This window comes from Serratia sp. PL17 (assembly GCF_017832355.1).
In the GTDB taxonomy this organism is placed as follows: domain Bacteria; phylum Pseudomonadota; class Gammaproteobacteria; order Enterobacterales; family Enterobacteriaceae; genus Serratia.
The window spans coordinates 66,951-90,879 of sequence record NZ_JAFIBY010000007.1 but is presented as its reverse complement, the minus strand read 5'-3'; the positions used below and the strand labels follow the sequence as shown (position 1 = coordinate 90,879).

Genomic DNA, 23,929 nt, shown 5'->3' with positions numbered 1-23,929 from the left:
CCCTGGCGGTAAGTGTTATTGATAGATGAAGGCCGAGGCGGCCCAGGCGATCAGCACGGTGGGCGCGCCGGTCAGGAAACGCCCGACCAATACCGAAGGCACACCGACCCGCACCGTGTCCTGTTTGGCTTCTGCCAGCGACAGGCCCACGGGAATAAAGTCGCAGGCGGCTTGCGCATTGATCGCGAACAGGGCGGGCAGTGCCAGCTGCGGCGGAATATGGCCCAGGCCAATCTGTACCCCGACCAGCACACCGATTACCTGAGCGATCACCGCGCCGGGGCCCAGGAAGGGGGACAGCAGCGGGAAGGAGCAAATCAGCGCCAGCGTCACCAGGCCAATAGGGCTGTTGGCTAACGGTGTCAGACCGTGGGCGATAAAATCCCCAAGACCGGACGCCATGATGATACCGATTAACGCCGAGACGAACGCCATAAACGGCAGAATGGTTTTCAGGACGGTGTCGATGGTGTCGCGACCCGCCTGGAAAAACACGGCCACCACAGATCCCATGCCCATGCCGACTTTTGCCAAGAGGCCGTCACTCTGCTCGGTGATTTTTTTACTGGTGTCGTAATCCCGTCCCCTTGACTGAGTGGCGGGGGCGGCTTGCACCGCATCTGTTTCCGACGCTACCCGGCTGATGTTGTTATCGCGCACCCCAGAAACGTAGATGTCCTCGAGAATAAACTTTGCCAGTGGGCCGGATTGTCCGGTGGCGTGGATATTGACCGTCGGAATACGGCGTTTAGGGTACAGGCCACAGCGTAGGGTACCGCCGCAGTCAATCACCATCACACCAATCTCGTCCGCCGGCGGTTCACCTTCCTTGAAGCCGTCGACGGCGGGCCAGCCAGTCAGTTCGCTAAGCCGGTCGACGATCGATGGGCGGGTGCCCGCAGTGATGTACACCACTTTTTTGCCCGGCTCGATCGGCAACTGTAATGGGCCGCCCCAGCCGCTGGCGCCTTTCTCAATACGGATATAAGCACTCATGCTGCACTCCACGGGTTAAAGTTGCACCTGACGATCCAGGCGGATGCCCATCTTGCGTTCGAACAGGCTGGTAGTGAGATCGGTTACCCAACCGCGGAAGAAGTTGGTAAACAGCCCGACCAGAAAATAGCTCACGGCCAGTGGCCCCAGCGGCAGGCCGAGGGTGGTCAGCCCGCTGGCGATGCCGAGATAAACGAACAGTTCGCCGGGATTGATATGCGGGAACAGGCCATTCATGGAGTGGCAGCTGTAAGATGCTGCTGCGTAGTAGCTGGGTTTATATTTCTCGGGCATAAAACGACCGAGGCTGAGGGTCATCGGGTTACAAAAAACAAAGGTGCCGAGCAGCGGCAGCAGCAGATAACGTGAAACCGGGTTTCCCGCGCAGCGCTGCGCCAAGCGTTCAATACGTTCCTGGCCAACAAATTTAATCAGCGCGTTCATAATGACCAACAAGCTGATTAACAAAGGTAAAATGCCTGTCACCATGCCGACAAACACCTCACCGCCTTTCTGAAACAGGCCGATAAACCATTCGGCACCCTGAGTGATTAGCTCAATCATTATTGTTCTCCTGTGATGGAAGGTATGGCCTGGAGCAAAACGGCAGCTCTGTCGCCATGGGCCTTACACTAATCACTTCACGGATTCATTTGTTTTAAATAGATCACACTTTGAAAGATAAATATTTTATTGTGAAAGTTAATTATGAAAGAAAAATAACATCAAAGCATGGTGGCCGTGAGGCGGGAAAGGGGAATCAGCAGATAAAAGACATGAAAAAGCCCGGCGTACCGGGCTGGAGAGAACTCTACTTACTGTCGCCGTGATCAGGCGATGGTCACTTTCTTGTCCAGATAGGTGTCCTGAACGGCATTGATCAACGCCACACCTTCTTTCATCGATTTCTTGAACGCTTTACGCCCCAGGATCAGGCCCATGCCGCCGGCACGTTTGTTGATAACGGCAGTACGCACCGATTCCTGAAGGTCGTTTTCACCGGCAGCGCCGCCGGAGTTAATCAGCCCGGCGCGGCCCATATAGCAGTTGGCCAACTGGTAACGCACCAGATCGATCGGGTGGTCAGTGGTCAGCTTGCTGTAGACGCGGTCATCGGTATAACCAAATTTCACCGCGCGGTAGCCGCCGTTATTTTCCGCCATTTTCTGCTTAACGATATCGGCGCCAATGGTGGCGGCAATATGGTTGGCCTGACCGGTAAGATCGGCGCTGGAATGATAATCCACCCCGTCTTTATTGAATGCCGGGTTACGCAGATAGGCCCACAGCACGGTGACCATACCCAGCTCATGAGCACGCTCAAAGGCGCTAGAAATTTCCTCAATCTGGCGGCGTGACTGTTCAGAACCAAAGTAAATGGTGGCCCCGACCGCGACGGCACCCATGTTGAAAGCCTGCTCGACGCTGGCATACAGCGTCTGGTCGTATTGGGTTGGGTAGCTCAGGGTTTCGTTATGGTTCAGTTTGACCAGGAACGGAATTTTGTGCGCATAGCGGCGTGACACGGACGCCAGCACGCCGTAAGTGGAGGCGACGCAGTTACAACCGGCCTCAATGGCCAGTTCGACGATATTTTTCGGATCGAAGTACAACGGGTTGGCAGCAAACGACGCACCGGCAGAATGCTCAATGCCCTGATCGACCGGCAAAATTGACAGGTAGCCGGTGCCAGCTAAACGACCGTGATTAAGCAGGCTTTGCATGGAACGCAAAACGGTGTTGGGACGGTTGTTATCGATCATTATCCGGTCAACAAAGTCGGCGCCCGGTAGGTAGAGATTCTCAGCAGGGATGGTAGTACAGCGGTGTTGCAACAGGTCTTCCGCTTCCTTTCCTAACAACTGTGCAATATCAGTCATGATTAACTCCCGATTAGCTTCTTCATAACACCGGTAGGGCAAGGTATCTGACCACCGGCGCAGTAAAAAGCGGTGATTGAAGCTGATAGAACGATATTAATGAAATCCTGACAGCAAGGAGAAACAATAGATGCGATTGAGAGGAAATGCCATTTGCATGGCCAAATACGTGGGGGCGATCGCCCCCTTGACGGCCAGGCCGCTGATTATTCTGCGTCGAACCACTCGGTATTTTGCAGGGCGATAGGGGTGATTGAGTAAATCATTTCTTGTAGATGCTCGTGGATGGCACGCTCGGCGGCGTCTGCATCCTGCGCCTTCAGCGCGGCAAAAATACGGTAGTGCTGTTGGATTAGGCTCTCCGGTGGTGAGACCTCACTCAGGCTGAGAAAACGCACTCGGTCCATGGTGGCCTTGATGGTTTCGATGGTCTCCCAGGCCAACGGGCAGTCCGCGAACTGGGTCAACAGTTGGTGAAATTCATCGTCCAACGTCAGAAACTCACGCGTCTGCTGGTTTTGTGCCGCCAGCTCCTGACGATGCAAGTTATGCTCCAGCGTCATCAGTTGTTCCGGTGTGATCCGTTCCGCCGCACGCCGCACGATCGCGCATTCCACCGCCTGACGGATAAAGCGCCCGTCGGCCACCCGCTTGGCAGAAATCTTCATCACAAACGTCCCGCGTTGCGGCAGGATCTGCACCAATCCAGCCTCTGCCAATTTGATAAAGGCTTCGCGCACCGGTTGGCGAGAAACACTAAAGCGGGTAGAAATCTCTTTCTCGGACAACAGTGTACCGGGGGGAATGGTGCAATCGACGATATCCTTGCGCAGGAAACGGTAGACTTGCTGATTGACCGGGAGATTATTGGTGAGACTGTAGGATTCAGACATGGTGACAACGCATTACCAGGCTTGAGTGTGAATGCCACCATACTAGCAGATTATCCGCTGGCTGCGGACGGATAAATCCTTCCGCAGCTTGACGAACAAAGCCATTTTACGCTGTCGGTGAGGAACAGCCGAGCGGCAATCCTGCCACGCAAGCCTTGGCACCTTGTGTCAGCAGTTGCCGATAGGCATCGGTCACCGCCCCGACAAAACGCGGATCATCGGGCAGATCATGGCCGAAGACGGTATCAAGTTGCAGTAAGGCCAGCACCCGTTCAGGGCCTTCGCGACTGTTGCTGACCACATTGGCGAGGCGTTCCCGTAATGGATCGCTGATCTCGATGGCCTGACCTTGCTCATCCTGACCGCCGACGTATCGCATCCAACCGGCAACGCCTAACGCCAGGCAGTCAACGTTGCCGTCGCGTGCCAGATGCCAGCGGATGGCGTCCAGCAAGCGCTGCGGCAGTTTTTGGGTACCGTCCATGGCGATCTGCCAGGTTCGGTGTTTCAGTGCGGTGTTGCGGTAACGCGCCAGCAGCGACTCAGCGTACTGCGCCAGATCCACGCTGCAGACTTGCAGCGTCGGGGCCTGTTCCGCCAGCATCAGATGGCGCGCCGCACGCTCGAAATAGGCATCCTGCATACTGTCGCTGATGTGGGTATAGCCTGCCAAATAGCCCAAATAAGCGAGGAACGAGTGGCTGCCGTTGAGCATCCGCAGCTTCATTTCTTCGTAGGGCAGCACGTCGCTCACCAACTCGGCACCGGCTTTTTCCCACTGGGGGCGGCCCTGTGGGAAGTTATCTTCGATCACCCATTGGCGAAACGGCTCGCAGGCGACACCGAGCAGATCGGCGACGCCACCCAGCAATGCCTCCGTGTGTTGCTGGGTTTCTGCCGTGACCGCCGGGACAATGCGGTCGACCATCGTTGAGGGAAACGCGACATGCTGTGCGATCCACGCTGCTTGGCCATTGTCTTGCCGTTGTGCCAGCTGCGTTAATACGTTGCGAGTCATCTGGCCGTTGGCGGGCATATTGTCGCAGGACATCACGGCAAACGCAGGCAACCCACGTTCCCGGCGCAGACGCAGTGCGGCCAGGATCAATCCCGGCGCGGAACGTGGTTGCTGTGGATGAACAATATCATGCTGAATATCCGGGTGTTCTGACAGCAACTGGCCGCTGGCGGGGTGATAACAATAGCCTTTCTCGCTGATTGTTAACGAAACGATGGCCACTTCCGGTTGTGCCATGGCGTCCAACACGGCGTCCAATCCGTCGACCTGCAGGTGCAGAGCCTGCCTGACAACGCCAATCACTTGACCGTGCCAATCGGTATCGTTCATTTCGGCAACCGTATACAGCAAATCCTGCTGCTGTAGATCGGCGATTTTTTGCCTGCCGTTGTGCATGCTGATCACGCAGTAACCCCAGTCGCTGGCGTGATCATTAGCCAGTTGTTCGGCATACACCGCCTGATGCGCGCGGAAAAATGCGCCAAAGCCAATGTGCACGATGCGTGGTTTAAGCCGTTCTCGATCGTAATTCGGCTGGGCAATTGCCGCCGGCAGTGCGCTGTTAGGGGAAAGTATCATGCTGGAATTCCTGACAGAGGGACCGGGCGGTGATGGCCGCCCGATTGCATTAGGATTTTGAGATTTGCGGTTGCGCGGTGTTGCGCGGTGCTTTGATCACCAACAAGACCAGTACCGCACCGAGCGCCGCCACGCCGCCTGCCAGCATAAAGGCGCTGTCGAATTTGCCGGTGTTTTGCACAATATAGCCGGTAACTATCGGGCCGATAATGCCGGAAACGCTACCGACCAGGTGGATGAAGCCGCTGGCACCCCCGACGCGGGATTTATGCACAACGTCTTGAATGATTGCCCAGTAAATAGCGCCGGTGATGTACAGGAAGAAGATCGACACTGACATCAGCATTACCGCCGGGACCACACTGCTGACGGTACCAGCCAGTGCTACGCAGATAGCTGCCGCCAGCAAGCTGGTGACCAACACAATCTTGCGCGACAGCAGCAGCTTGCCGGTAATATTGAAAATCTTGTCAGAGATATACCCGCCGAGCGCCAACCCGACAAAACCGACAACCCACGGAATCATGGTGGTGAGGCTCATTTCCTTGATGTTCAGGTTATGCGCCTGCACCAAATAGGACGGAAACCAGCTCAGGAAGAAGAACAGGATATAGTTGTAGCAGAAGAAGGCGAATGCAGTGACCAGGATAATCGGTTGTTTCAGGTAGTAGCCCAGGCCGTGTGCGGCATGGCTCAGTTCTTCCTCTGCGCTGTGAGTCTCTTCTTTCATTTGGTTAATCAGCGCGAGTTCTTCATCGCTGACGCGTTTACTTTTCGCCGGGTTATCTGCCACCACAAAGAACCACACCAGCATCCAGACAATGCCGATCGAGCAGATAATCATAAACGCGGGCCGCCAACCGAACGCCAGCGCCAGATAACCGACGATCGGCCCCGCGACGGCACCGCCCAAAGGGGAACCGGCGCTGAGCAGGCCCATTGCGGTCGCCGCCTGTTTTTTCGGGAACCAGCCGTTGATCATTTTATTGGCGGAGGCGCAGATCGGCCCTTCGGCCATGCCGAACAGCACGCGCAAGATCAGCATGGAATAGAAGCCGGTGGCTAACGCCGTCATGCCGCAGAAGATTGACCACAGGCCAACGGCGATGCCGAGAACCAATGTTGGGCCGAATTTGTCTACTGCCAGCCCGCCGATAAAGTTAAAGATGGCGTAACCGAAGAAGAAGCTGCCAAAGATGATGCCGAACTGTTCGGCATTCAGCATCAGATCTTTCTCGATCATTGGCACGGTAATCGACAGCGCGACGCGGTCGAGGTAGTTGATCATGTAAACCATAAACAGCAGGAATACGATGGTCCAACGCAGATTCTTAAACATGAAAGCACTCCACTTGATGTTGTTTTAATCGCGATGCTTTGTTGTCTGCAAGGGCGGTATCACCGCCCGATGCCCCGGTGAAAAAACTAACTAAATTGCAGTAACACTTTGCAGCAGGTGCGCTGGTCTTGTTCGAACATCAACATTGCCTGCTCGACGTCTTCGGCGGGTACGCAATGGGTGATTAATTTCTGTGGGCTGATTTTCCCGCTGGCCATCCAATCGATGACCTGCGGGAAGCGTGCACTGTTAAGGCGTGAGGAGAAAATCGACAGCTCTTTACTGGTGATGCTTTGTTGGGTCAGGGTACAGGCGTCACCGGAGAACCCCATAATACCGATACGCGCTGCCGGTGAAGCAAGATGAATGGCCTCCTGCAAAATGCTCGGGTGGCAGGCTGCGTCAACAATCAACGTCGGGCGGATACCGCGTTGTTCCAGTTCTGCAGGCAGCGACGCGTCGGCGTTATTGAATGTCCAGTCGGCCCCGTTCTCCTGTGCCATCATCAGGCGTTCAGGGATACGATCGGTGACGATCACGTGCTTCACGCCGTAGACGCCTTTCAGCGTTTGGATCACCGTTAACCCCATCGGCCCGGCCCCGTAGATCAACGCAATATCGTCGGCGTTGGGTTGCAGGTGGGCAGTAATATTGGCGGCAATGGTGAAGGGTTCTATCATAGCGGCGTGACGGTCGCTGATGTTATCTGCAATAGGGTAGGCATTGCGCGCCGGGGCACAGGCATAATCGCTGAACCCGCCGTCCCGATGTACGCCGATCACCTGTAGTTCGGTACAAACGTTGGGGCGACCGATAGAACACGGGTAGCAATGACCACAGCTGACGACCGGATCGACGGAAACGCGTTCGCCAAGGCGTTGTGGATCAACCTCGCTACCGACCTGGTCAATCACGCCAAAAAATTCATGACCGATCACGCGCGGATAACGGGCGAACGGGTTGTGACCATGATAAATATGTACATCAGAACCACAAATACCGGCAAATTTAACCTTTACGCGCACTTCATCGGCGGCGGGCTGCGGCAAGGGGCGCTGTTGGATAGTCAGCCGACCGGGCTGTTCAATAACCACGCTGTGCATGGTGCGTCCTCCTGTTACCAATTCCATAAGGTGCCATCCTCCAGGCGTGCGACCGGCAGATAAGCGGGCTCATAGGGATAACGGGCCGCCCGTTTTTCATCGAACTCAATGCCCAGGCCCGGTTTGTTGCCGGGGTGCATATAGCCGTCGTTGAAACTCCAGTTATGTGGGAAGACCTCGAGCATTTGCTCGGAATACCCCATGTATTCCTGAACGCCGAAGTTCGGTACCCACAGGTCAAAGTGCAGCGCCGCCGCCATGCAGATGGGCGACAGATCGGAGGGGCCGTGTGAGCCGGTACGCACTTGATACAGCGAAGCAAAATCGGCAATGCGGCGCATGCCGGTGATCCCGCCAGCGTGGGTGAGGGTGGTACGGATATAATCGATCAGTTGTTCTTCAATCAGTTGCTTGCAGTCCCAGATGCTGTTGAACACTTCGCCGACGGCGATTGGCGTGACGGTATGCTGGCGGATCAGGCGGAAGCATTCCTGGTTTTCCGCAGGCGTTGGATCCTCCATCCAGAACAGCCGGTACTGCTCAATGCTTTTACCAAAGCGCGCAGCCTCAATGGGCGTTAGCCGGTGGTGCATGTCGTGCAGCAAATGCTCATCGAAGCCGAACCGGTTGCGCACGGCGTCGAACAGCTTGGGGGTGAAGTCGAGGTACTTTTCCGTTGACCACAACTGCTCTTCCGGCCAGTTGCCCTTGGTGGCCGGCTCATACGCCAACCCCTTGCCCTTGGCCATGCCATAAGTGGTTTTCATGCCCGGTACGCCGCACTGCGCGCGGATGGCCTTAAAGCCCAATTCTTTATGCTTGGCGTAGTCATCGAGGACTTCGTCGATGGAATGACCGGTTGTATGGCAGTAAACCATCACACCGGTGCGCGATGCGCCGCCCAATAACTGATACAGCGGCATGTTGGCGGCCTTACCCTTGATGTCCCACAGGGCCATGTCTACTGCGGAGATGGCAGACATGGTGACGGGGCCGCGCCGCCAGTAGGCGCCTTTGTAGAAGAATTGCCAGATGTCTTCGATCTGGTGAGCGTCTCGCCCGATCAATTGTGGGCAGACGTGATCTTTCAGATAGGACGCGACCGGCAGTTCACGGCCATTAAGCGTTGCGTCGCCGATACCGGTAATTCCGTCGTCAGTGGTGATCTTTAGCGTGACAAAATTCCTGCCTGGGCAGGTCACAAATACCTCTGCGTTAATGATCTTCATAACGGCTAATCCTCTTCCCAAGGGTGATTTGAATGGGCAAAAAATACGCCATGAACTAACTACCATACAAGTATGATTTAAAGAATTTGCCGGAGAAGATCACATTTCATCGCAGAATAAAGTGCAGAGGACAGGGGGATGTTAAGGGGGGGCACAGAGGCTGTGCCAGCCTACCTGGGGCGCTCAACGTTCTGTTGGGCGCCGCTGGCAGCGATTAACGTGAAGACGTCTGTCCGAGTAGTTCGCAATTAGGGGGCAGGCGGCACTCGATGGCATTGGGCAGGACTTCAATGCGGAAGCGGGTTCCCTTCAGCGGTTCTCCGTCGAGATTAAACGTCATCTCATGGGGGGCACTGATTTCCAACCAGGGTAACGCGGCGCCGATCACGTTTTTGTTTTCTTCACCGTTAAACAGGCTAGCCACCAATGCCGGCAATAACTCGTCCGCGATCAGTAGGCGTAGTTGCAGCAATCCGTCGTTGATAAGGGCATCTGGGCACAATTGCTGTCCACCTCCGGCCTGTTTGCCGTTACCGATGCCAATCACCAACGCATCACCGGCCCAATGGAAATCCGGCCCACGGATTTCGCAGCGATCGGCCTTGAGCGTATCCATGCGCAACAGGCCGTGGATAAAGTAGGAAACACCGCCCAGCACCGCCTTTAGCTTTTCTGGCGTCTCGGTAGTGATTCGGGTGCCGAAGCCGCCCGTCGCCATATTGATAAAATAGCGTTTATCATTCACCTTCGCCAAATCGATAGGGACGGCGCGGCCTTTCATCGCCAACCGTAGCGCCTGTTCCGGCATCGGTGGGATATTGCAGGCCATGGCGAAGTCGTTGGCCGTGCCCAGAGGCACAATACCCAGCGCGGGCCGTTTATCTGCGGGTAAGGCGGTCAGCGCGGCGGCGACTTCGTTGATCGTGCCATCGCCCCCGCCGGCAATCAGCGTGGCTACCCCCAGTTGGCAGGCTTCCTGTGCATAACGCGCGGCGTCCCCATATTCCCAGGTAACGCGAACATGCAGTGTCAGGCCTTCATCCCGCAGCGTTTGTACTGCAATACGGAGCTCTTCGTTGCCGGCGCTTTTACCATTAATGATAAGAAGCGCGGGTGCTGATGGATGCATTCCTGATATCTCCCGGCTAAAAACAGATAGTGATCAACGATAAACTACCTATCGGCGGCAGACCATAAGAATATTCAGTTAATTCGGATGAATAACCATTACACAGTGGTTATCTCTGAATGATTGGCTTAATTTGAGATATATGTCGTAGCCGTGTTAACGATTTTAGTTAATGAATTAACTTATCGCTGCAGCATTATTTTTATATCGAAATAGTCGTGAGCGTTATTAAAGACAGATGTGGCATGTAATTGAAATATCATGGATATATATCTATAGATATTTCTTTTCTACCAAAGAAAAAGCCAGTCCAAGGGAGATTGGACCGGCTAAGGAGGTGGTTCCTAGTATTGCTATGCAAATATTTTTCGTTCTTAGTTTTAAGCAGCCTGATGGTAACCAAGCTGCGAACTAATTGATGTGATCCAATTCTAATATTTGCTAAAAAACGCCCTTAAAGCCGCGTAATCTGCATTTTACGCCGCAGGACTATTGGTATCCGGCAAATTTCTGATCAGCAGCGCGTAATTGAGATCGATATCTTGTGGGATCGGCAAATAAACGATATGCCCATTGCCAGGCGCCACGTCGATCGCCTCGCCTTTCTTATTTTGCATGCTCTCCAGGGTAAACAGGACGTTACCGCCGGGGGTCATCATTTCTACGCTATCACCGAGCAGGAACTTGTTTTTCACATCGACTTCAGCCCAACCGTCACGGCGCACGCCGGTAAATTCACCGACAAACTGCTGGCGTTCAGACAATGAAGAGCCGTAATCGTAATTTTGCTGCGCGTCATGCACGTGGCGACGCAGGAAACCTTCGGTGTAACCGCGATGCGCCAGGCCTTCCAGCGTGGTGAGCAATGTGGCATCGAACGGTTTGCCGGCAACCGCGTCGTCGATAGCGCGGCGGTAGACTTGTGCAGTGCGGGCGCAGTAGTAGAAGGATTTGGTGCGGCCTTCGATTTTAAGCGAATGTACGCCGAGCTGTGTCAGACGTTCCACGTGCTGAATGGCACGCAGATCTTTCGAGTTCATGATGTAAGTGCCGTGTTCATCCTCGAAGGCGCTCATATACTCGCCCGGTTTTTGGGCTTCTGAGAGCATGAACACTTTGTCGGTTGGCGCACCGATACCCAATGTTGGTTCAACGGTTTGTACCGGGATAGGCTCATGGATATGCACGATATTACCGGTATCGTCTTCTTTGCCTTCTTCCGCTTTGTACTGCCAGCGACAGGCGTTGGTGCATGTGCCCTGATTCGGATCGCGTTTGTTGATATAACCGGACAACAGGCAGCGGCCGGAGTAGGCCATGCACAGGGCGCCATGGACGAAAATCTCCAGCTCCATGTCTGGCACTTGAGTGCGGATCTCGGCGATCTCTTCGAGCGACAGTTCACGCGACAAGATCACCCGCGTCAGCCCCATTTGCTGCCAGAATTTCACCGTTGCCCAGTTCACCGCATTTGCCTGTACCGACAGGTGAATATCCATGTGCGGGAAGGCCTCACGCACCATCATGATCAGGCCGGGATCGGACATGATCAGCGCGTCAGGGCCCATGTCGATCACAGGTTTAAGATCGCGCAAGAAGGTTTTCAGTTTGGCATTGTGCGGAGCGATATTCACGACCACGTAGAATTTCTTACCCAGTGCGTGGGCTTCGTTAATGCCCTGCGCCAGGTTCTCGTGATTGAATTCGTTGTTGCGCACCCGCAGGCTGTAACGTGGCTGGCCGGCATAAACCGCGTCAGCACCATAGGCAAAGGCGTAACGCATGTTTTTCAGCGTGCCCGCCGGGGAGAGGAGTTCCGGAGTAAACATAGTGAGTCTCGGTCTGATTTCAGGTCAGTATACCTCTGTCTTTATAACCGCAGCGCAGTTGGCGGTATTCGTTCTCCCTGGTCACTGGGCTTACCAAGCGCCTGGAGACGCACGAATTTGCCGCCTGGCTACGGTAGGAAAGCCAGTGGGTATAACGCGCCCCAAATGGCGCAGTAAAAGCGGGGAATTGTAGCGGTAGCGCGGCAAGAAATCAGCAGGTAACCGGATTTATTACAGGGAGATTGATCCTGGTCATAAGAAAAACGCGCGATGGCGGCCATCGCGCGCCGCACAGATGCTGTTATGCGCTTACATCGCGCACGTCGGTGCTCGGGCCATTCTTGATCACCGACTGAATACCGTTTTTTGCCGCAGTTTCAGAGCTGTACATTTCGCTGACGCCGATTACCTGATGGTTTTTGGCTTTAAGGACAAAGTAAGGCTGGTTGCTGGTGCTGTGTTTCAGTTCATATTGCGCTTCGTGAGGTGAATTGGTTTGCACAGAGGCAATGCCATTTTCCGCCGAGGCTTTGCTGGCGTACATCTCACTGGCCAAAATGATTTCGCCATTACTGGCTTTCAGGTTGAAGTGGTACTGTCCATTCTTTGCTTTTTTCAGCTCATAGTGACCGATTGCCATGGTTCCTCTCCTGTGGGTTCCGATAAGTGATGTAAGTGTAGCCAATAGCGTGAAACTGAGCGGCTAACAAACCTTATCTGAGAAGCGTAGCGCAAAAAACGTGCAAATTTTTTGCGCTGGCGTTGAGTTTCAATCAGCGAATCGTGCTGTAGCACAGGAAGCTAACGGAGGATTGTGATGGCACAAGGCGGCGTGGCTTACCGCCGCACACGCGCAGAGTCGCGGTGCGACGTGAGTGGCTCACTACCGGGCATTCGGCATGGTGCCGGGGTTGGCGGTAGAAGACCGGACGTCCGGCCGGTTAAAGTCCATTTACCAGCCGACAGGCCTCGGCTTCCCAGCGGTATCCCACACCGTATACCGAACGGATGAAGGATTTTTCTCCGTCGATCAGCTCCAGCTTACGCCGCAGGTTTTTGATATGGCTGTCGATGGTGCGATCGGTCACTACCCGGTAGTCGTCATACAGGTTGTTCAACAGCTGTTCGCGTGAGAATACGTTACCCGGCTGGCTGGCGAGGGTTTTCAGCAGACGAAATTCTGCGGGCGTGAGATCCAGCATATGGTTCTGATAGCTGGCCTGAAAACGCGGTTCATCGATGTGAAGCTGCGTTTCTTCCTGCGAATTATCCAGCGGGCGATGGCAGCGGCGCAGGATGGTTTTTACTCGAGCGACCACTTCACGCGGGCTGTAAGGCTTGCAGATATAATCGTCTGCACCGATCTCCAGCCCCAGCAAGCGATCGATCTCCTCAATCTTCGCCGTCACCATCACAACCGGGACATCGGTAAAGCGGCGCAGTTCGCGGCAAACCGTCAACCCATCGGCCCCCGGTAGCATCAGATCCAACAGGATCAGTGCAGGGCTATGCTCATGTACCGCAGGCACCACCTCGCTGCCGTTGGTCAGCCAATGCGTGGCGTACCCTGCGGCCTGCAGATAATCCACCAACAGCTGACCGAGTTTGGGTTCATCTTCAACAATCATAATCTGCAACGGTTGATTCTGGGTTTCCATCATGACGCCTTATTCATTAACGGGGTGGCAAATTCTACTGTAATCCGCACGCCGCCTAAAGGCGAGTGCTGTGCGTGGATCGTCCCGTTGTGCGCTTCCACAATATTTTGACAGATCGACAGCCCCAGACCCGAGCCGCCGCTTGCGCGATTGCGCGAACCTTCGGTGCGGTAGAAACGTTCAAAAATACGCGCCAACTGTTCGTCAGTGACGCCAGGTGCACTGTCTTGCCAGTAAACACGCAAGCAGTCTGGCGATTGTTCAACGCCGATTTCCAACTTACCGCCCGCGTCGGTGTACCGCAGGCTGTTTTCCAGCAGGTTATTAAATAGCTGGTTGAGGCGATCGGGATCGCCAAACAGCGGTGCCTGTTCAGGCAGCAGAGTCACAATCTCCAGCCCCTTGGCACGAAACCGCTCGCGGAAACTGGCAACCGCAATTTGCAGTAGATGCACGCAGTCGACCGGGGATTTACGGTAGGCGAGTGCGCCCAGATCGGATAACGACAGCTGATGCAGATCGTCCACCAGCTTGGTCAGGGTAGAGACTTCTGCCTGCAACGAATTGAGTGAAGCGGGGGTGGGTTGGCGCACGCCGTCCTGTAGCGCTTCCAGTTCGCCGCGCAATACCGCCAACGGAGTGCGCAACTCATGCGAGACGTCAGCCATAACGGCGCGCCGCATCTGTTCATTTTTTTCCAGAGAGGTGGCAAGCTGGTTAAAGTCCTGTGCCAGCCGCCCTAACTCATCCTGGCTGCTGACCGCCACACGGGTACTGAAATCCCCCGCGGCCAGCCGATGAGTACCGGCAACCAACCGTTTGACCGGGGCCAGCAACCCGCGCGACATTAGCCAGGTAACGGCCGCCGCTAACAGTGTGGAAAGGGCGACTATCATCCAACTGGTGCGCCTTTGCTGTTGATCGAAATTAATGTCGGTGTTGCGCGTTAGCCTCTCTATTGGGGTGGTGATCACCCAACCGACAATTTCATTGTTGTAACGAATAGGATGGCGCGGGCCTTCTTTCGGCACCGGGCCTGAATGGCCCACCAGGCGGTTAAACTGGCTGTCTACCACCCAGAACTGGGTGCGCCAGCCCTTGGGCGGCAAGTTGTGGCTGCTGTCGCTGTTTTGTTCGAACGAGCGCATGATCTGGTAAATCACCTGATCGTTATTGCGCAGAAAAACCCAGTTGCCGTGGCGGCTGTATTGTTCTTCCAGCCCTTCACTCAGCATATTGATACGTTGTTCGTTGCTGTTCTTGATGTAGTCGATAAAGCCGCGTTCAAAGCTGACACGAACGCCCCAATGCATGGTGATTAACACCAGCATGCAGGTGGCGAAAATGGCCATGAACAGCTTGCCGGTAATGCCTAGTTTCATTATTGCAACCTCGTGGTGCCGGTCCCCGGCTCTTTGGTCAGCGTTCGGTTGGGCGCGGTATCAGCCGGGACGCGGGCGAAGGCCAGTGCGGGTAGGGCGATGATCAATGCCATGCAGCAGTAACTGTAAATAAATGCGCTGTGAATTGCCGGGCTGTCGGTGACCACCTGGTGATGGGCAAAGCTGCCGATAAGAATACCGGCGAGGCTGACGCCGAGGCTCATCGACAGTTGCATCACCATCGAAAGCAGGCTGTTCCCACTGCTGGCCAGCCTGTCCGGCAGGTCCTTGAGCGTCAGGGTGTTCATTGCCGAGAAGCGCAGTGAATTGACCATTCCCTGGAAGAACAGCACCACGGGTAAAAGCCAGATCCAGCCGATCATGGCCACCAACGGGAAACTGAGGCTGACCAGCGCCAGCATCAGCGTGGCGGCCACCAGCACATTGCGGTACCCAAATCGGTTAACGACGCGTACCACAATCCGCTTCATTCCCATACTGCCGATGATCATCGGGATCATCATCAATCCGGCGTGGAACGGGGAAAACCCCATGCCAACTTGCATAAATAGCGGGGTCATAAACGGCAACATACCGCTGCCGATACGGCCCAGCAGGCTTGCCGTAAGCTCCACCTTGTAGGTCTGAGTTTTGAACAGCCTGAGTGAGAATAACGCGCGACTGTTGCCTTGCGCATGCCACCAATAGCCGGCCAACGCCGCCACACCGGCTGCAACCAGGCCTGAGATAGCGGTCGCCGACAGCCCCATCCCTTTGTGTCCATCAAGCGCCAGGGTCAGCGTCGCCATGCCGATCGCCAGCATGATAAAACCGCTGATGTCAAAGCGCCGCGTCTGCATACGGTAGTTAGGCATTAACAATAGCGTGGCGATGGCCCCGGCAATGCCGACTGGAATATTGATCAGGAAAATCCAGTGCCAACTGGCGTACTGGACGAGAAACCCACCCAGTGCCGGCCCCATCAGTGGGCCGATTTGGCCGGGTAGGGTGACGAAGGTCATCGCTGCCATGTACTGTTCGCGCGGGACGATTTTCATCACCGTCAACCGGCCAACCGGCACCATCATCGCCCCGCCAATCCCCTGAATGACCCGCGAAGCGATCAGCTCATTGAGGGTTTCGGAACGGGCACACAGGATGGAACCCAGCGTGAACAGGACGATGGCGCTGAAAAATACCCGCTGCACCCCAACCCGATCCGCCAGCCAGCCGCTGGCGGGCAGCATCACCGCCACCGTCAACACATAGGAAACGATCACGGACTGCATGCGCAGCGGGTTCTCCCCCAGGCTGACGGCCATCGACGGCAGGGCGGTATTGACAATGGTGGTGTCCAGCGTCTGCATGAAGAAGCCAAACGCCACAATCCAGAGTTGCCACCTCACTGAGGCGGTGTGTTTTATGAGCATCAGGCAACCATTATTGAGGCAGCGGGACCAATTTCTTGCCGCGACGTAACTTCATCTGCAATCGGTCAAAATACAGATAGACCACCGGCGTGGTGTACAGCGTCAACAGTTGGCTCATCACCAGCCCACCGGCGATGGTGATCCCCAGCGGTTGGCGTAATTCAGCACCGTCACCGCTGGTTAGCACCAGCGGCAAAGCGCCGAACAACGCGGCCAATGTGGTCATCATGATCGGTCTGAAACGCAGTAGACATGCCTGGAAAATGGCATCACGTGCGCTGATACCGCCGTTGCGCTGCGCATCAAGAGCGAAGTCGACCATCATGATGGCGTTTTTCTTCACAATGCCGATCAACAGCATGATGCCGATCAATGCTATCAGGCTGAACGGCGCCCCGAAAAGCTCCAGCGCCAGCAATGCACCCACCCCTGCGGAGGGCAGGGTGGACAAGATAGTCAGCGGATGAATATAACTTTCATAGAGAATGCCGAGCACGATATATACCGTGGCTATCGCCGCCAGGATCAGGATCACCTGGGATTTCAGCGTCTCCTGGAAGACCTGAGCCGTCCCGGCAAAGGCGCCGCGCACGGTCGAGGGAACGCCGAGCGCAGTCATGGCACGGGTTACGGCATCGGTCGCATCCCCCAGACTGTAACCGAGCGGCAGGTTAAACGAAATGGTCGAGGCGGCAGAAAGCCCCTGATGGTTCACGGCCAAAGGCGCGTTGGCCGGCTGCCAGTGGGCAAAGTAGGACAAGGGGATCGCTTTGCCTTCACTGTTGATAATGAACATTTTATCCAGAGAGCTGACGTCTTGCGTATAGGCCGGAGCCACCTCCATGACCACCTTGTACTGATTGAGCGGTTGGTAAATGGTGGATATCTGGCGCTGGCCAAAAGCGTTGTCGAGCAGGTTATTGGCGTCGGAAACCGAGATACCCAGTCGTGCCATGGTGTCGCGGTCATAAATCAGGTCCATTTCCGAGCCTTTATCCTGTTGATCCGAGTTGACGTCTGCCAATTCGGGCAGCGCGGCCAGGGCGGTGCGGATTTTAGGCTCCCAGGTGCGCAGGGCGCTCAAATCGTCAGAAAGTAGGGTGTACTGGTAGCTGGCATTGGCCTGTCTGCCGCCCACGCGAATATCCTGAACGGCCATGAGGAACAGGCTGGCACCCGGTTCCTTCGCCAATTTTGCGCGCAAGCGGGCAATCACCTGTTGAGCGTTTTCCTTGCGTTCGGACAGCGGTTTCAGGGAGATAAACATTGAACCGCTGTTGGTGCGCGAACCGCCGGTAAAGCCTGTGACGTTATCCACGGCGGGGTCATCACGCACAATGGTCATAAAATCTTGCAGCTTCACGCGCATCGATTGGAACGAGATACTCTGGTCAGCCTGAATTGACCCCATCAGGCGACCGGTATCCTGCTCCGGGAAAAAGGTTTTTGGGATGCTGATGTACAACCAAACATTCAGTGCCACGGTGGCCAACAGTACAACCAGCACCCAACGCGAATGATTGAGCACCCAGTTCAGCGAACGCCCGTAGCCTTGTTGCAGCTTCAACAACAGTTTGCCAAAACCCCGAACCCGCCGCTGCGAGTGTGCCGGTTGCTGGCGCAGCAAATAGGCGCACATCATTGGCGTCAGGGTCAAAGATATCAGTAATGACAGGCCGATCGACACTGACAAGGTGACGGCAAATTCGCGGAACAGGCGGCCAGGCAGACCGTCCATCAAGAGCAGCGGAATAAACACCGCCACCAGCGACATACTCATCGAGAGCACGGTAAAACCGACTTCACGGATCCCTTGCAGAGCGGCCTGGAGCGGTTTCATACCGGCTTCGACGTGGCGCGAGATATTCTCCAGGACCACGATGGCGTCGTCCACCACAAAGCCCGTCGCGATGGTGAGCGCCATCAGTGACAGATTGTTCAGGCTAAAGCCGCACAGGTACATGGCGGCGAAGGTACCAATCAGTGAAACCGGTACGGCGACAGCCGGGATCAACGTGGCGCGCCCGGAGCGCAGGAAGGCAAAAACGACCAGGATCACTAACGCAATGGCGATCACCAGCGATTGTTCCACCTCGGCCAGTGAGGCACGAATGGTCGGAGAACGGTCCTGGGCAATGTTCAATTTGATCGACGCGGGGATGCTTTCCCTCAGGTTTGGCAGTTCCGCGCGGATACGATCGACGGTATCAATAATGTTGGCATCGGGCGAACGGCTTACCACCAGCAGAATGGCCGGTTGGGCATTGGTCATCCCGGCATTGCGGACGTCCTGGACCGAATCAATGACGTCAGCGACGTCGCTGAGGCGTACGGCTGAACCGTTGTTGTAATGCACGATCAGCGGCTTGTAGCCTTCTGCCTTCTTGATTTGATCGTTGCTTTGTATCTGCCAGCGTTTGTCCTGGCTTTCCGCCGACCCCAGCGGCGTACGCAGGTTGGCGTTGCTGATAGCCTGGCGCACACTGTCCAGTGATACGCCCTGGTTAAACAGCGCGGACGGATTTAACTCGACGCGCACTGCCGGCAAGGAGCTCCCGCCGACGGTGACATCGCCTACGCCATCGGTCTGCGAGATTTTTTGCGCCAATTGGGTGGACGCGAAGTCATAAAGTTGCCCCTGGTTGTAAGTATCGGACGTCAGCGTCAGGATCATGATCGGCGCGTCGGAGGGGTTCATCTGGCGATAGGTGGGGCGGCTTGGCATGCCGGAGGGCAGCAGGCTTTGTGCCGCGTTGATCGCCGCCTGCACGTCACGCGCAGCGCCATTGATATCACGGTTAAGATCAAACTGCAGGATAATGCGGGTGCTGCCCAGTGAGCTCATGGAGGTCATTTCATTGACCCCGGCGATGCGGCCGAGTGCGCGCTCCAATGGCGTGGCGACAGAGGTCGCCATGGTTTCTGGATCGGCGCCCGGCAGAGTGGCAGTGATAGAGATCACCGGGTAGTCTACCTGCGGCAAAGGGGCGACCGGCAACAGGCTAAACCCCAGCGCCCCGGCTAACGCAATCGCCAGCGTCAGCAGGGTCGTCGCGACCGGCCTAAAGATAAACAGCGAGAAGAATTTCACGGTGTCTCCTGCGATTCTTCTTTGACGTGAGTATTGCGCGCCAGTTTGTCAAACAGCAGGTAAATCACCGGGGTGGTAAATAACGTCAGTATCTGGCTCATGATCAGGCCGCCCACCATACAGATGCCGAGCGGGCGGCGCAGCTCTGCGCCCACACCGGTACTGAGCATCAGCGGAAGTGCCCCTAGCAACGCGGCCAGCGTGGTCATTAAAATTGGCCTAAAGCGCAGCAAACAAGCCTGATAGATCGCGTCATACGGCGTCATGCCCTGTTCACGCTCGGCGGCGAGCGCGAAGTCGATCATCATGATGGCGTTTTTCTTCACGATACCGATCAGCAAGATGATGCCGATAATGGCGATCACGTCCAGCTCGCTACCGGCCATCATCAAGGCTAGCAGCGCACCGACCCCGGCGGTTGGCAGCGTGGAGAGGATAGTGACCGGGTGGATAAAGCTCTCATACAGCACGCCCAGTACGATATACATTGCCACCACGGCGGCCAGGATAAGCCACAGCGTATTGCCGAGTGCGGCCTGAAACGCCAGCGTTGCCCCTTGGAATTTGGTGGTGATGTCTTTCGGCATGTTGAGGTTTTTCTCAACCTGGGTAATGGCATTGACCGCCTGCTCAAGTGAATACCCCTCCGCCACGTTGAACGACACCGTGGTGGCTGGGAATTGGTCAAGATGGTTGATGGATAACGGCCCATTGCGCTGTTCGATTTTAGCAATCGTGCTCAGCGGCACGATGGTGCCGTTACTGCTGGTCAGGCGGATATCGTTCAAGGCCGCCAGGCCCGGTGTAGCCTGCACGTCATGCACCAGCACCACGCGATACTGGTTCGCCTGAGTGTAGATGGTGGAGATTAACCGCTGGCCAAAGGCGTTATACAGCGCGCTGTCTACGTCGCTCATTTGGACACCCAACCGAGAGGCTGAGTCGCGGTCGACGTTGATATAGGCTTCCAACCCCTGATCTTGCCAGTCGCTGCTGACGTCTTGCAATGCCGGGGTTTGTCGCAGTTCATCGACCAACTGTGGCACCCATTGGCTGAGCTGCTCCAGCGACATGGCTTGCAGGGTAAACTGGTACTGGGTACGGCTGACCTGCGTATCGATGGTCAAATCTTGCACGGGTTGCAGATACAAATTCAGGCCGGGTAGCTTAGCGGCCTGTTGCTGCATCCTGTTGATGATTTCTTGCAGGCTGCCGCTGCGTTCGCTCAGGGGTTTGAGGTTGATTTGCAGACGGCCGCTGTTAAGGGCGGCATTGGTGCCATCCACGCCGATAAACGAGGTGAGGCTTTCCACCGCCGGATCTTGCAGCAGTTGGGCGGCCACCTGTTGTTGCAGTTCTGCCATTTTACTGAAGGATACCGACTGCGGTGCTTCCAGCGTGCCCTGTATCAAACCGTTATCCTGAATGGGGAAAAACCCTTTCGGAATAAACAGATACAGCAGCACCGTGAGCGCCATGGTACTCAGTGCCACGCCGAGCGTTAACCACTGGTGATCAAGCACTTTTTTCAGCCAAACGCCGTAGCCGGCAATCACGCGCTCGAAGAAACGCTCAGAAGCAGCAGAAAAACGGTTCTGCTTGCGCAGCGATTCATGGCTCAGCATGCGTGCGCACATCATTGGCGTCAGCGTCAGGGAAATAAAGGCCGAAATCAAAATCGCAACGGCCAGCGTGACGGCAAACTCTCGGAACAAGCGGCCGACAATATCCCCCATAAACAGCAGCGGGATCAGCACCGCCACCAGTGAGAAGGTCAATGAAATAATGGTGAAGCCGATTTCACCGGCACCTTTTAACGCGGCATCGAGCGGTTTTTCGCCTTTTTCGATATAGCGAGAGATGTTTTCGATCACCACAATCGCGTCATCGACCACAAACCCGGTGGCAATAGTCAGCGCCATTAACGTCAGGTTGTTGATCGAAAAGCCGAGAAAGTACATGACGGCAAAGGTGCCGATCAGTGACAGCGGCACCGCAACGCTCGGAATTAGGGTGGCAGGTACGTTACGCAGGAATATGTAAATGACCATCACCACCAGGGCGACAGCCAGTAGCAGCTCAAATTGCACGTCGCTGACGGAGGCGCGAATAGTGGTAGTACGGTCCGTCAGCACCTTGACGTCGACTGACTTCGGCAGGCTTTTGATCAGCGTGGGCAACATCTCACGGATGTTGTCGGCGGTGGTAATGACGTTGACCCCCGGCTGGCGCTGGATGTTCAGCACGATCGCCGGCTGCTTGTTGGCCCAGGCGGCCAGCCGGGTATTTTCGGCACCCTGTTCAACGGTCGCAATATCCTGCAACCGAATCGGCGCGCCATTTTTATAAGCGACAATCAGCTGACGATATTCATCGGCTGACTTCATCTGATCGTTGGCGGACAGCGTGACTGAACGCGCCGGGCCGTCCAGGCTCCCCTTGGCCGAGTTGACGTTGGCACCGGTAATGGCCGTGCGAACCGTTTCGCTGTCCAGTCCATTGGCGGCCATGGCGGGGGCATTGAGTTTAACGCGTACGGCAGGCCGTTGACCGCCGGACAGCGTCACCAACCCAACGCCGGTCACCTGGGATATTTTCTGTGCGACCCGGGTTTCCACCATATCCTCCACCTGGGTCATCGGCATGGCGGTTGAGGTCACGGCCAGCGTCAAAATAGGCGGATCGGCAGGGTTAACCTTGCTGTAAATGGGGGGGTAGGGCAGGTCGGTCGGCAGCAGGTTCGTGGCAGAGTTAATCGCTGCCTGCACTTCCTGTTCGGCGACATCTAACGACAGTGCCAATTGGAATTGCAGCGTGATCACCGATGCGCCGCCGGAGTTCTGCGACAGCATTTGTTTAAGCCCGGACATTTGGCCGAATTGGCGTTCCAGCGGGGCGGTAATTGCCGATGTCACGACATCTGGACTGGCGCCGGGGTATAACGTCACCACTTGAATGGTGGGGTAATCTACTTCAGGCAAGGCAGATACTGGCAGTGAGCGATAACCGATAATCCCCGCCAGCAAGATAGCCACCATCAACAGCGTGGTGGCTACTGGGCGCAGGATAAATAGGCGGGATGGACCACCACCGGGGTTCGGTGTCATCACCTGCATCAGGATTTCTCCCGCTTGGTATGCGGTTTGGCACTGCTGTCAGCCGTTTTGGTCTGCGGTGTGACCACTTCCACTTTCATGCCTTCAATCAATTGGTCAATACCGTCGGTCACTACCCGTTGTCCGGCGTTGAGCCCGCTGGCGATAACCACATTTTGGCTGTCTTCAATACCCAGGGTCACGAGATGCTTACTGACCTTATTTTCTGCATCCATGGTCCAGACGAAGTTACCTTCGTTGCCCATTTGCACGGCGGCGGTAGGCACCACGACCGCGTCCTGCAATGTTGCGACTTTCAGGCGCGCATTCACAAACTGGTTAGGGAACAGCGCATCGTCTTCGTTGGCGTATTGCGCTTTCAATTTAATCGTACCGGTGGTGGTGTCGATCTGGTTATCAAGGCTGAGCAGGCTGCCCTGCGCCAACAGGGCTTTATTGGTGCGGCCCCAGGCATCCACGCTCACCGGGCCGGCCTTCTGCGCCTTGACGATATCGCTGATATTGCCTTCCGGCAGGGTGAACACCACGTCGATCGGATGGGTTTGCGTGATCACTACAATGGCAGTGGTGCCGCTGGTGATGTAATTCCCCATATCCACCTGCTTCAACCCGACGCGGCCTGAGATAGGTGCAATGATCTTACTGTACGTCAACTGCAGCTGCGCGCTGTCGACGGCGCCTTGGTCTGCCTTAATGGCCCCTTCCGTTTGCTGGACCAACGACACTTGGGTATCCAGCTCTTGGCGTGAAATCAGATTGGTTTTGACCAGCTGCTGATAGCGTGCCAGATCGCGTCGCGCGTTAGCGAGCGTGGCCTGATCTTTTGCCAATTGGCCTTGTGCCTGAGTTAACAGAACCTGGTAAGGGCGAGGATCGATCACGGCCAGCAAGTCCCCAGCTTTTACCTGTTGCCCTTCGGTGAAATGCAATGACATCAATTGTCCGTCAACCCGACTGGTTACGGTGACAGTATTGGCGGCAGTGACCGTGCCCAGACCGATCAGGTAGCGGGGAACGGTCTGCTGGGTAGCCGTCGCGGCCTGTACCGGTGATATAGAGCCACCACGTCGGCCACCTGCGTGGCTTGCACCCGCTGGATTCGCACCGGCGCGACGGGCACTCGGCGCCGTCTCTGCGGCTGGCTGCGCTGCGCTGAAGTGACGCCAAATCAATACGGCGGCAATCGCCACGATGATGACCACCAGCAGGCGCAGTATCAGTGAACGACGAGGGTTTTTTGCATTCATGGTGGCGAAA

Annotated in this window: 18 protein-coding genes; 1 reads left to right on the top strand and 17 read right to left on the bottom strand. The window is 55.8% G+C overall.

What is annotated here, in order from left to right; genetic code table 11:
* Positions 1-15: 15 nt before the first annotated feature.
* Together JOE25_RS20190 and JOE25_RS20185 are read right to left on the bottom strand one after the other, a co-directional pair.
* Entirely contained in the window at positions 16-996 is a 981-nt protein-coding gene (locus tag JOE25_RS20190) for a PTS glucitol/sorbitol transporter subunit IIB (protein ID WP_209638256.1), read from the bottom strand.
* A 15-nt stretch (positions 997-1,011) separates the two neighbouring features.
* Positions 1,012-1,560 (bottom strand): PTS glucitol/sorbitol transporter subunit IIC, encoded by a 549-nt coding sequence (locus JOE25_RS20185; protein WP_209638254.1) that lies wholly within the window; start codon positions 1,558-1,560, stop codon positions 1,012-1,014.
* 110 nt (positions 1,561-1,670) lie between these two features.
* Between JOE25_RS20185 and JOE25_RS20180 the strand changes: the two genes are divergently transcribed.
* Positions 1,671-1,826: a hypothetical protein gene (locus JOE25_RS20180; protein ID WP_209638251.1), complete on the top strand. Its 156-nt coding sequence runs from the start codon at positions 1,671-1,673 to the stop codon at positions 1,824-1,826.
* Here JOE25_RS20180 and fbaB read toward each other — a convergent pair whose 3' ends face one another.
* The 15 genes from fbaB to JOE25_RS20105 all read right to left on the bottom strand — a co-directional run bounded on the left by fbaB (position 1,827) and on the right by JOE25_RS20105 (position 23,919).
* Positions 1,827-2,876: a class I fructose-bisphosphate aldolase gene (gene fbaB, locus JOE25_RS20175; protein ID WP_012146277.1), complete on the bottom strand. Its 1,050-nt coding sequence runs from the start codon at positions 2,874-2,876 to the stop codon at positions 1,827-1,829.
* 206 nt (positions 2,877-3,082) lie between these two features.
* A complete protein-coding gene (locus JOE25_RS20170; RefSeq protein ID WP_209638250.1) occupies positions 3,083-3,769 on the bottom strand; it encodes a GntR family transcriptional regulator in 687 nt (228 codons plus the stop codon).
* Positions 3,770-3,875: 106 nt separating this feature from the next.
* Entirely contained in the window at positions 3,876-5,366 is a 1,491-nt protein-coding gene (locus JOE25_RS20165) for a fructuronate reductase (RefSeq protein ID WP_209638247.1), read from the bottom strand.
* Positions 5,367-5,415: 49 nt separating this feature from the next.
* Positions 5,416-6,705 carry an MFS transporter gene (locus JOE25_RS20160; RefSeq protein WP_209638246.1) on the bottom strand — a complete coding sequence of 430 codons (1,290 nt, stop codon included), beginning with the start codon at positions 6,703-6,705 and terminating at the stop codon, positions 5,416-5,418.
* An 86-nt stretch (positions 6,706-6,791) separates the two neighbouring features.
* Complete coding sequence (locus JOE25_RS20155; RefSeq protein ID WP_209638580.1) at positions 6,792-7,808, bottom strand: Zn-dependent oxidoreductase; 1,017 nt, start codon at positions 7,806-7,808, stop codon at positions 6,792-6,794.
* A 14-nt stretch (positions 7,809-7,822) separates the two neighbouring features.
* Entirely contained in the window at positions 7,823-9,037 is a 1,215-nt protein-coding gene (gene manD / locus JOE25_RS20150) for a D-mannonate dehydratase ManD (protein WP_209638245.1), read from the bottom strand.
* Between the two features lie 214 nt (positions 9,038-9,251).
* Positions 9,252-10,166 (bottom strand): lipid kinase YegS, encoded by a 915-nt coding sequence (gene yegS / locus JOE25_RS20145; protein WP_209638244.1) that lies wholly within the window; start codon positions 10,164-10,166, stop codon positions 9,252-9,254.
* Between the two features lie 476 nt (positions 10,167-10,642).
* A complete protein-coding gene (gene yegQ / locus JOE25_RS20140) occupies positions 10,643-11,995 on the bottom strand; it encodes a tRNA 5-hydroxyuridine modification protein YegQ (RefSeq protein WP_209638243.1) in 1,353 nt (450 codons plus the stop codon).
* A 301-nt stretch (positions 11,996-12,296) separates the two neighbouring features.
* Positions 12,297-12,635, bottom strand: coding sequence for a YegP family protein (locus JOE25_RS20135; protein WP_209638242.1), 339 nt, complete (start codon positions 12,633-12,635; stop codon positions 12,297-12,299).
* A gap of 301 nt (positions 12,636-12,936) precedes the next feature.
* Entirely contained in the window at positions 12,937-13,653 is a 717-nt protein-coding gene (gene baeR, locus JOE25_RS20130; protein ID WP_209638241.1) for a two-component system response regulator BaeR, read from the bottom strand.
* Entirely contained in the window at positions 13,653-15,035 is a 1,383-nt protein-coding gene (baeS, locus tag JOE25_RS20125; protein ID WP_209638240.1) for a two-component system sensor histidine kinase BaeS, read from the bottom strand. Before baeS ends, baeR begins: the two co-directional genes overlap by 1 nt.
* Positions 15,035-16,465, bottom strand: coding sequence for an MFS transporter (locus JOE25_RS20120; RefSeq protein ID WP_209638239.1), 1,431 nt, complete (start codon positions 16,463-16,465; stop codon positions 15,035-15,037). The genes baeS and JOE25_RS20120 overlap by 1 nt, the downstream gene beginning before the upstream one ends.
* A 10-nt stretch (positions 16,466-16,475) precedes the next feature.
* A complete protein-coding gene (gene mdtC / locus JOE25_RS20115; protein WP_209638238.1) occupies positions 16,476-19,556 on the bottom strand; it encodes a multidrug efflux RND transporter permease subunit MdtC in 3,081 nt (1,026 codons plus the stop codon).
* Positions 19,553-22,672 carry an MdtB/MuxB family multidrug efflux RND transporter permease subunit gene (locus tag JOE25_RS20110; RefSeq protein WP_209638237.1) on the bottom strand — a complete coding sequence of 1,040 codons (3,120 nt, stop codon included), beginning with the start codon at positions 22,670-22,672 and terminating at the stop codon, positions 19,553-19,555. Before JOE25_RS20110 ends, mdtC begins: the two co-directional genes overlap by 4 nt.
* Complete coding sequence (locus tag JOE25_RS20105) at positions 22,672-23,919, bottom strand: MdtA/MuxA family multidrug efflux RND transporter periplasmic adaptor subunit (protein ID WP_209638236.1); 1,248 nt, start codon at positions 23,917-23,919, stop codon at positions 22,672-22,674. The genes JOE25_RS20110 and JOE25_RS20105 overlap by 1 nt, the downstream gene beginning before the upstream one ends.
* Between the last annotated feature and the right edge of the window lie 10 nt (positions 23,920-23,929).

Bases quoted from the DNA above. Each gene is read 5' to 3' on its own strand.
- JOE25_RS20165 (WP_209638247.1), bottom strand. From the start codon at position 5,366: ATGATACTTTCCCCTAACAGCGCACTGCCGGCGGCAATTGCCCAGCCG.
- fbaB (WP_012146277.1), bottom strand. From the start codon at position 2,876: ATGACTGATATTGCACAGTTGTTAGGAAAGGAAGCGGAAGACCTGTTG.
- JOE25_RS20190 (WP_209638256.1), bottom strand. From the start codon at position 996: ATGAGTGCTTATATCCGTATTGAGAAAGGCGCCAGCGGCTGGGGCGGC.
- manD (WP_209638245.1), bottom strand. From the start codon at position 9,037: ATGAAGATCATTAACGCAGAGGTATTTGTGACCTGCCCAGGCAGGAAT.
- JOE25_RS20110 (WP_209638237.1), bottom strand. From the start codon at position 22,672: ATGCAGGTGATGACACCGAACCCCGGTGGTGGTCCATCCCGCCTATTT.
- JOE25_RS20135 (WP_209638242.1), bottom strand. From the start codon at position 12,635: ATGGCAATCGGTCACTATGAGCTGAAAAAAGCAAAGAATGGACAGTAC.
- JOE25_RS20155 (WP_209638580.1), bottom strand. From the start codon at position 7,808: ATGCACAGCGTGGTTATTGAACAGCCCGGTCGGCTGACTATCCAACAG.
- JOE25_RS20105 (WP_209638236.1), bottom strand. From the start codon at position 23,919: ATGAATGCAAAAAACCCTCGTCGTTCACTGATACTGCGCCTGCTGGTG.
- JOE25_RS20170 (WP_209638250.1), bottom strand. From the start codon at position 3,769: ATGTCTGAATCCTACAGTCTCACCAATAATCTCCCGGTCAATCAGCAA.
- baeS (WP_209638240.1), bottom strand. From the start codon at position 15,035: ATGAAACTAGGCATTACCGGCAAGCTGTTCATGGCCATTTTCGCCACC.
- yegQ (WP_209638243.1), bottom strand. From the start codon at position 11,995: ATGTTTACTCCGGAACTCCTCTCCCCGGCGGGCACGCTGAAAAACATG.
- JOE25_RS20185 (WP_209638254.1), bottom strand. From the start codon at position 1,560: ATGATTGAGCTAATCACTCAGGGTGCCGAATGGTTTATCGGCCTGTTT.
- JOE25_RS20120 (WP_209638239.1), bottom strand. From the start codon at position 16,465: ATGCTCATAAAACACACCGCCTCAGTGAGGTGGCAACTCTGGATTGTG.
- JOE25_RS20160 (WP_209638246.1), bottom strand. From the start codon at position 6,705: ATGTTTAAGAATCTGCGTTGGACCATCGTATTCCTGCTGTTTATGGTT.
- yegS (WP_209638244.1), bottom strand. From the start codon at position 10,166: ATGCATCCATCAGCACCCGCGCTTCTTATCATTAATGGTAAAAGCGCC.
- baeR (WP_209638241.1), bottom strand. From the start codon at position 13,653: ATGGAAACCCAGAATCAACCGTTGCAGATTATGATTGTTGAAGATGAA.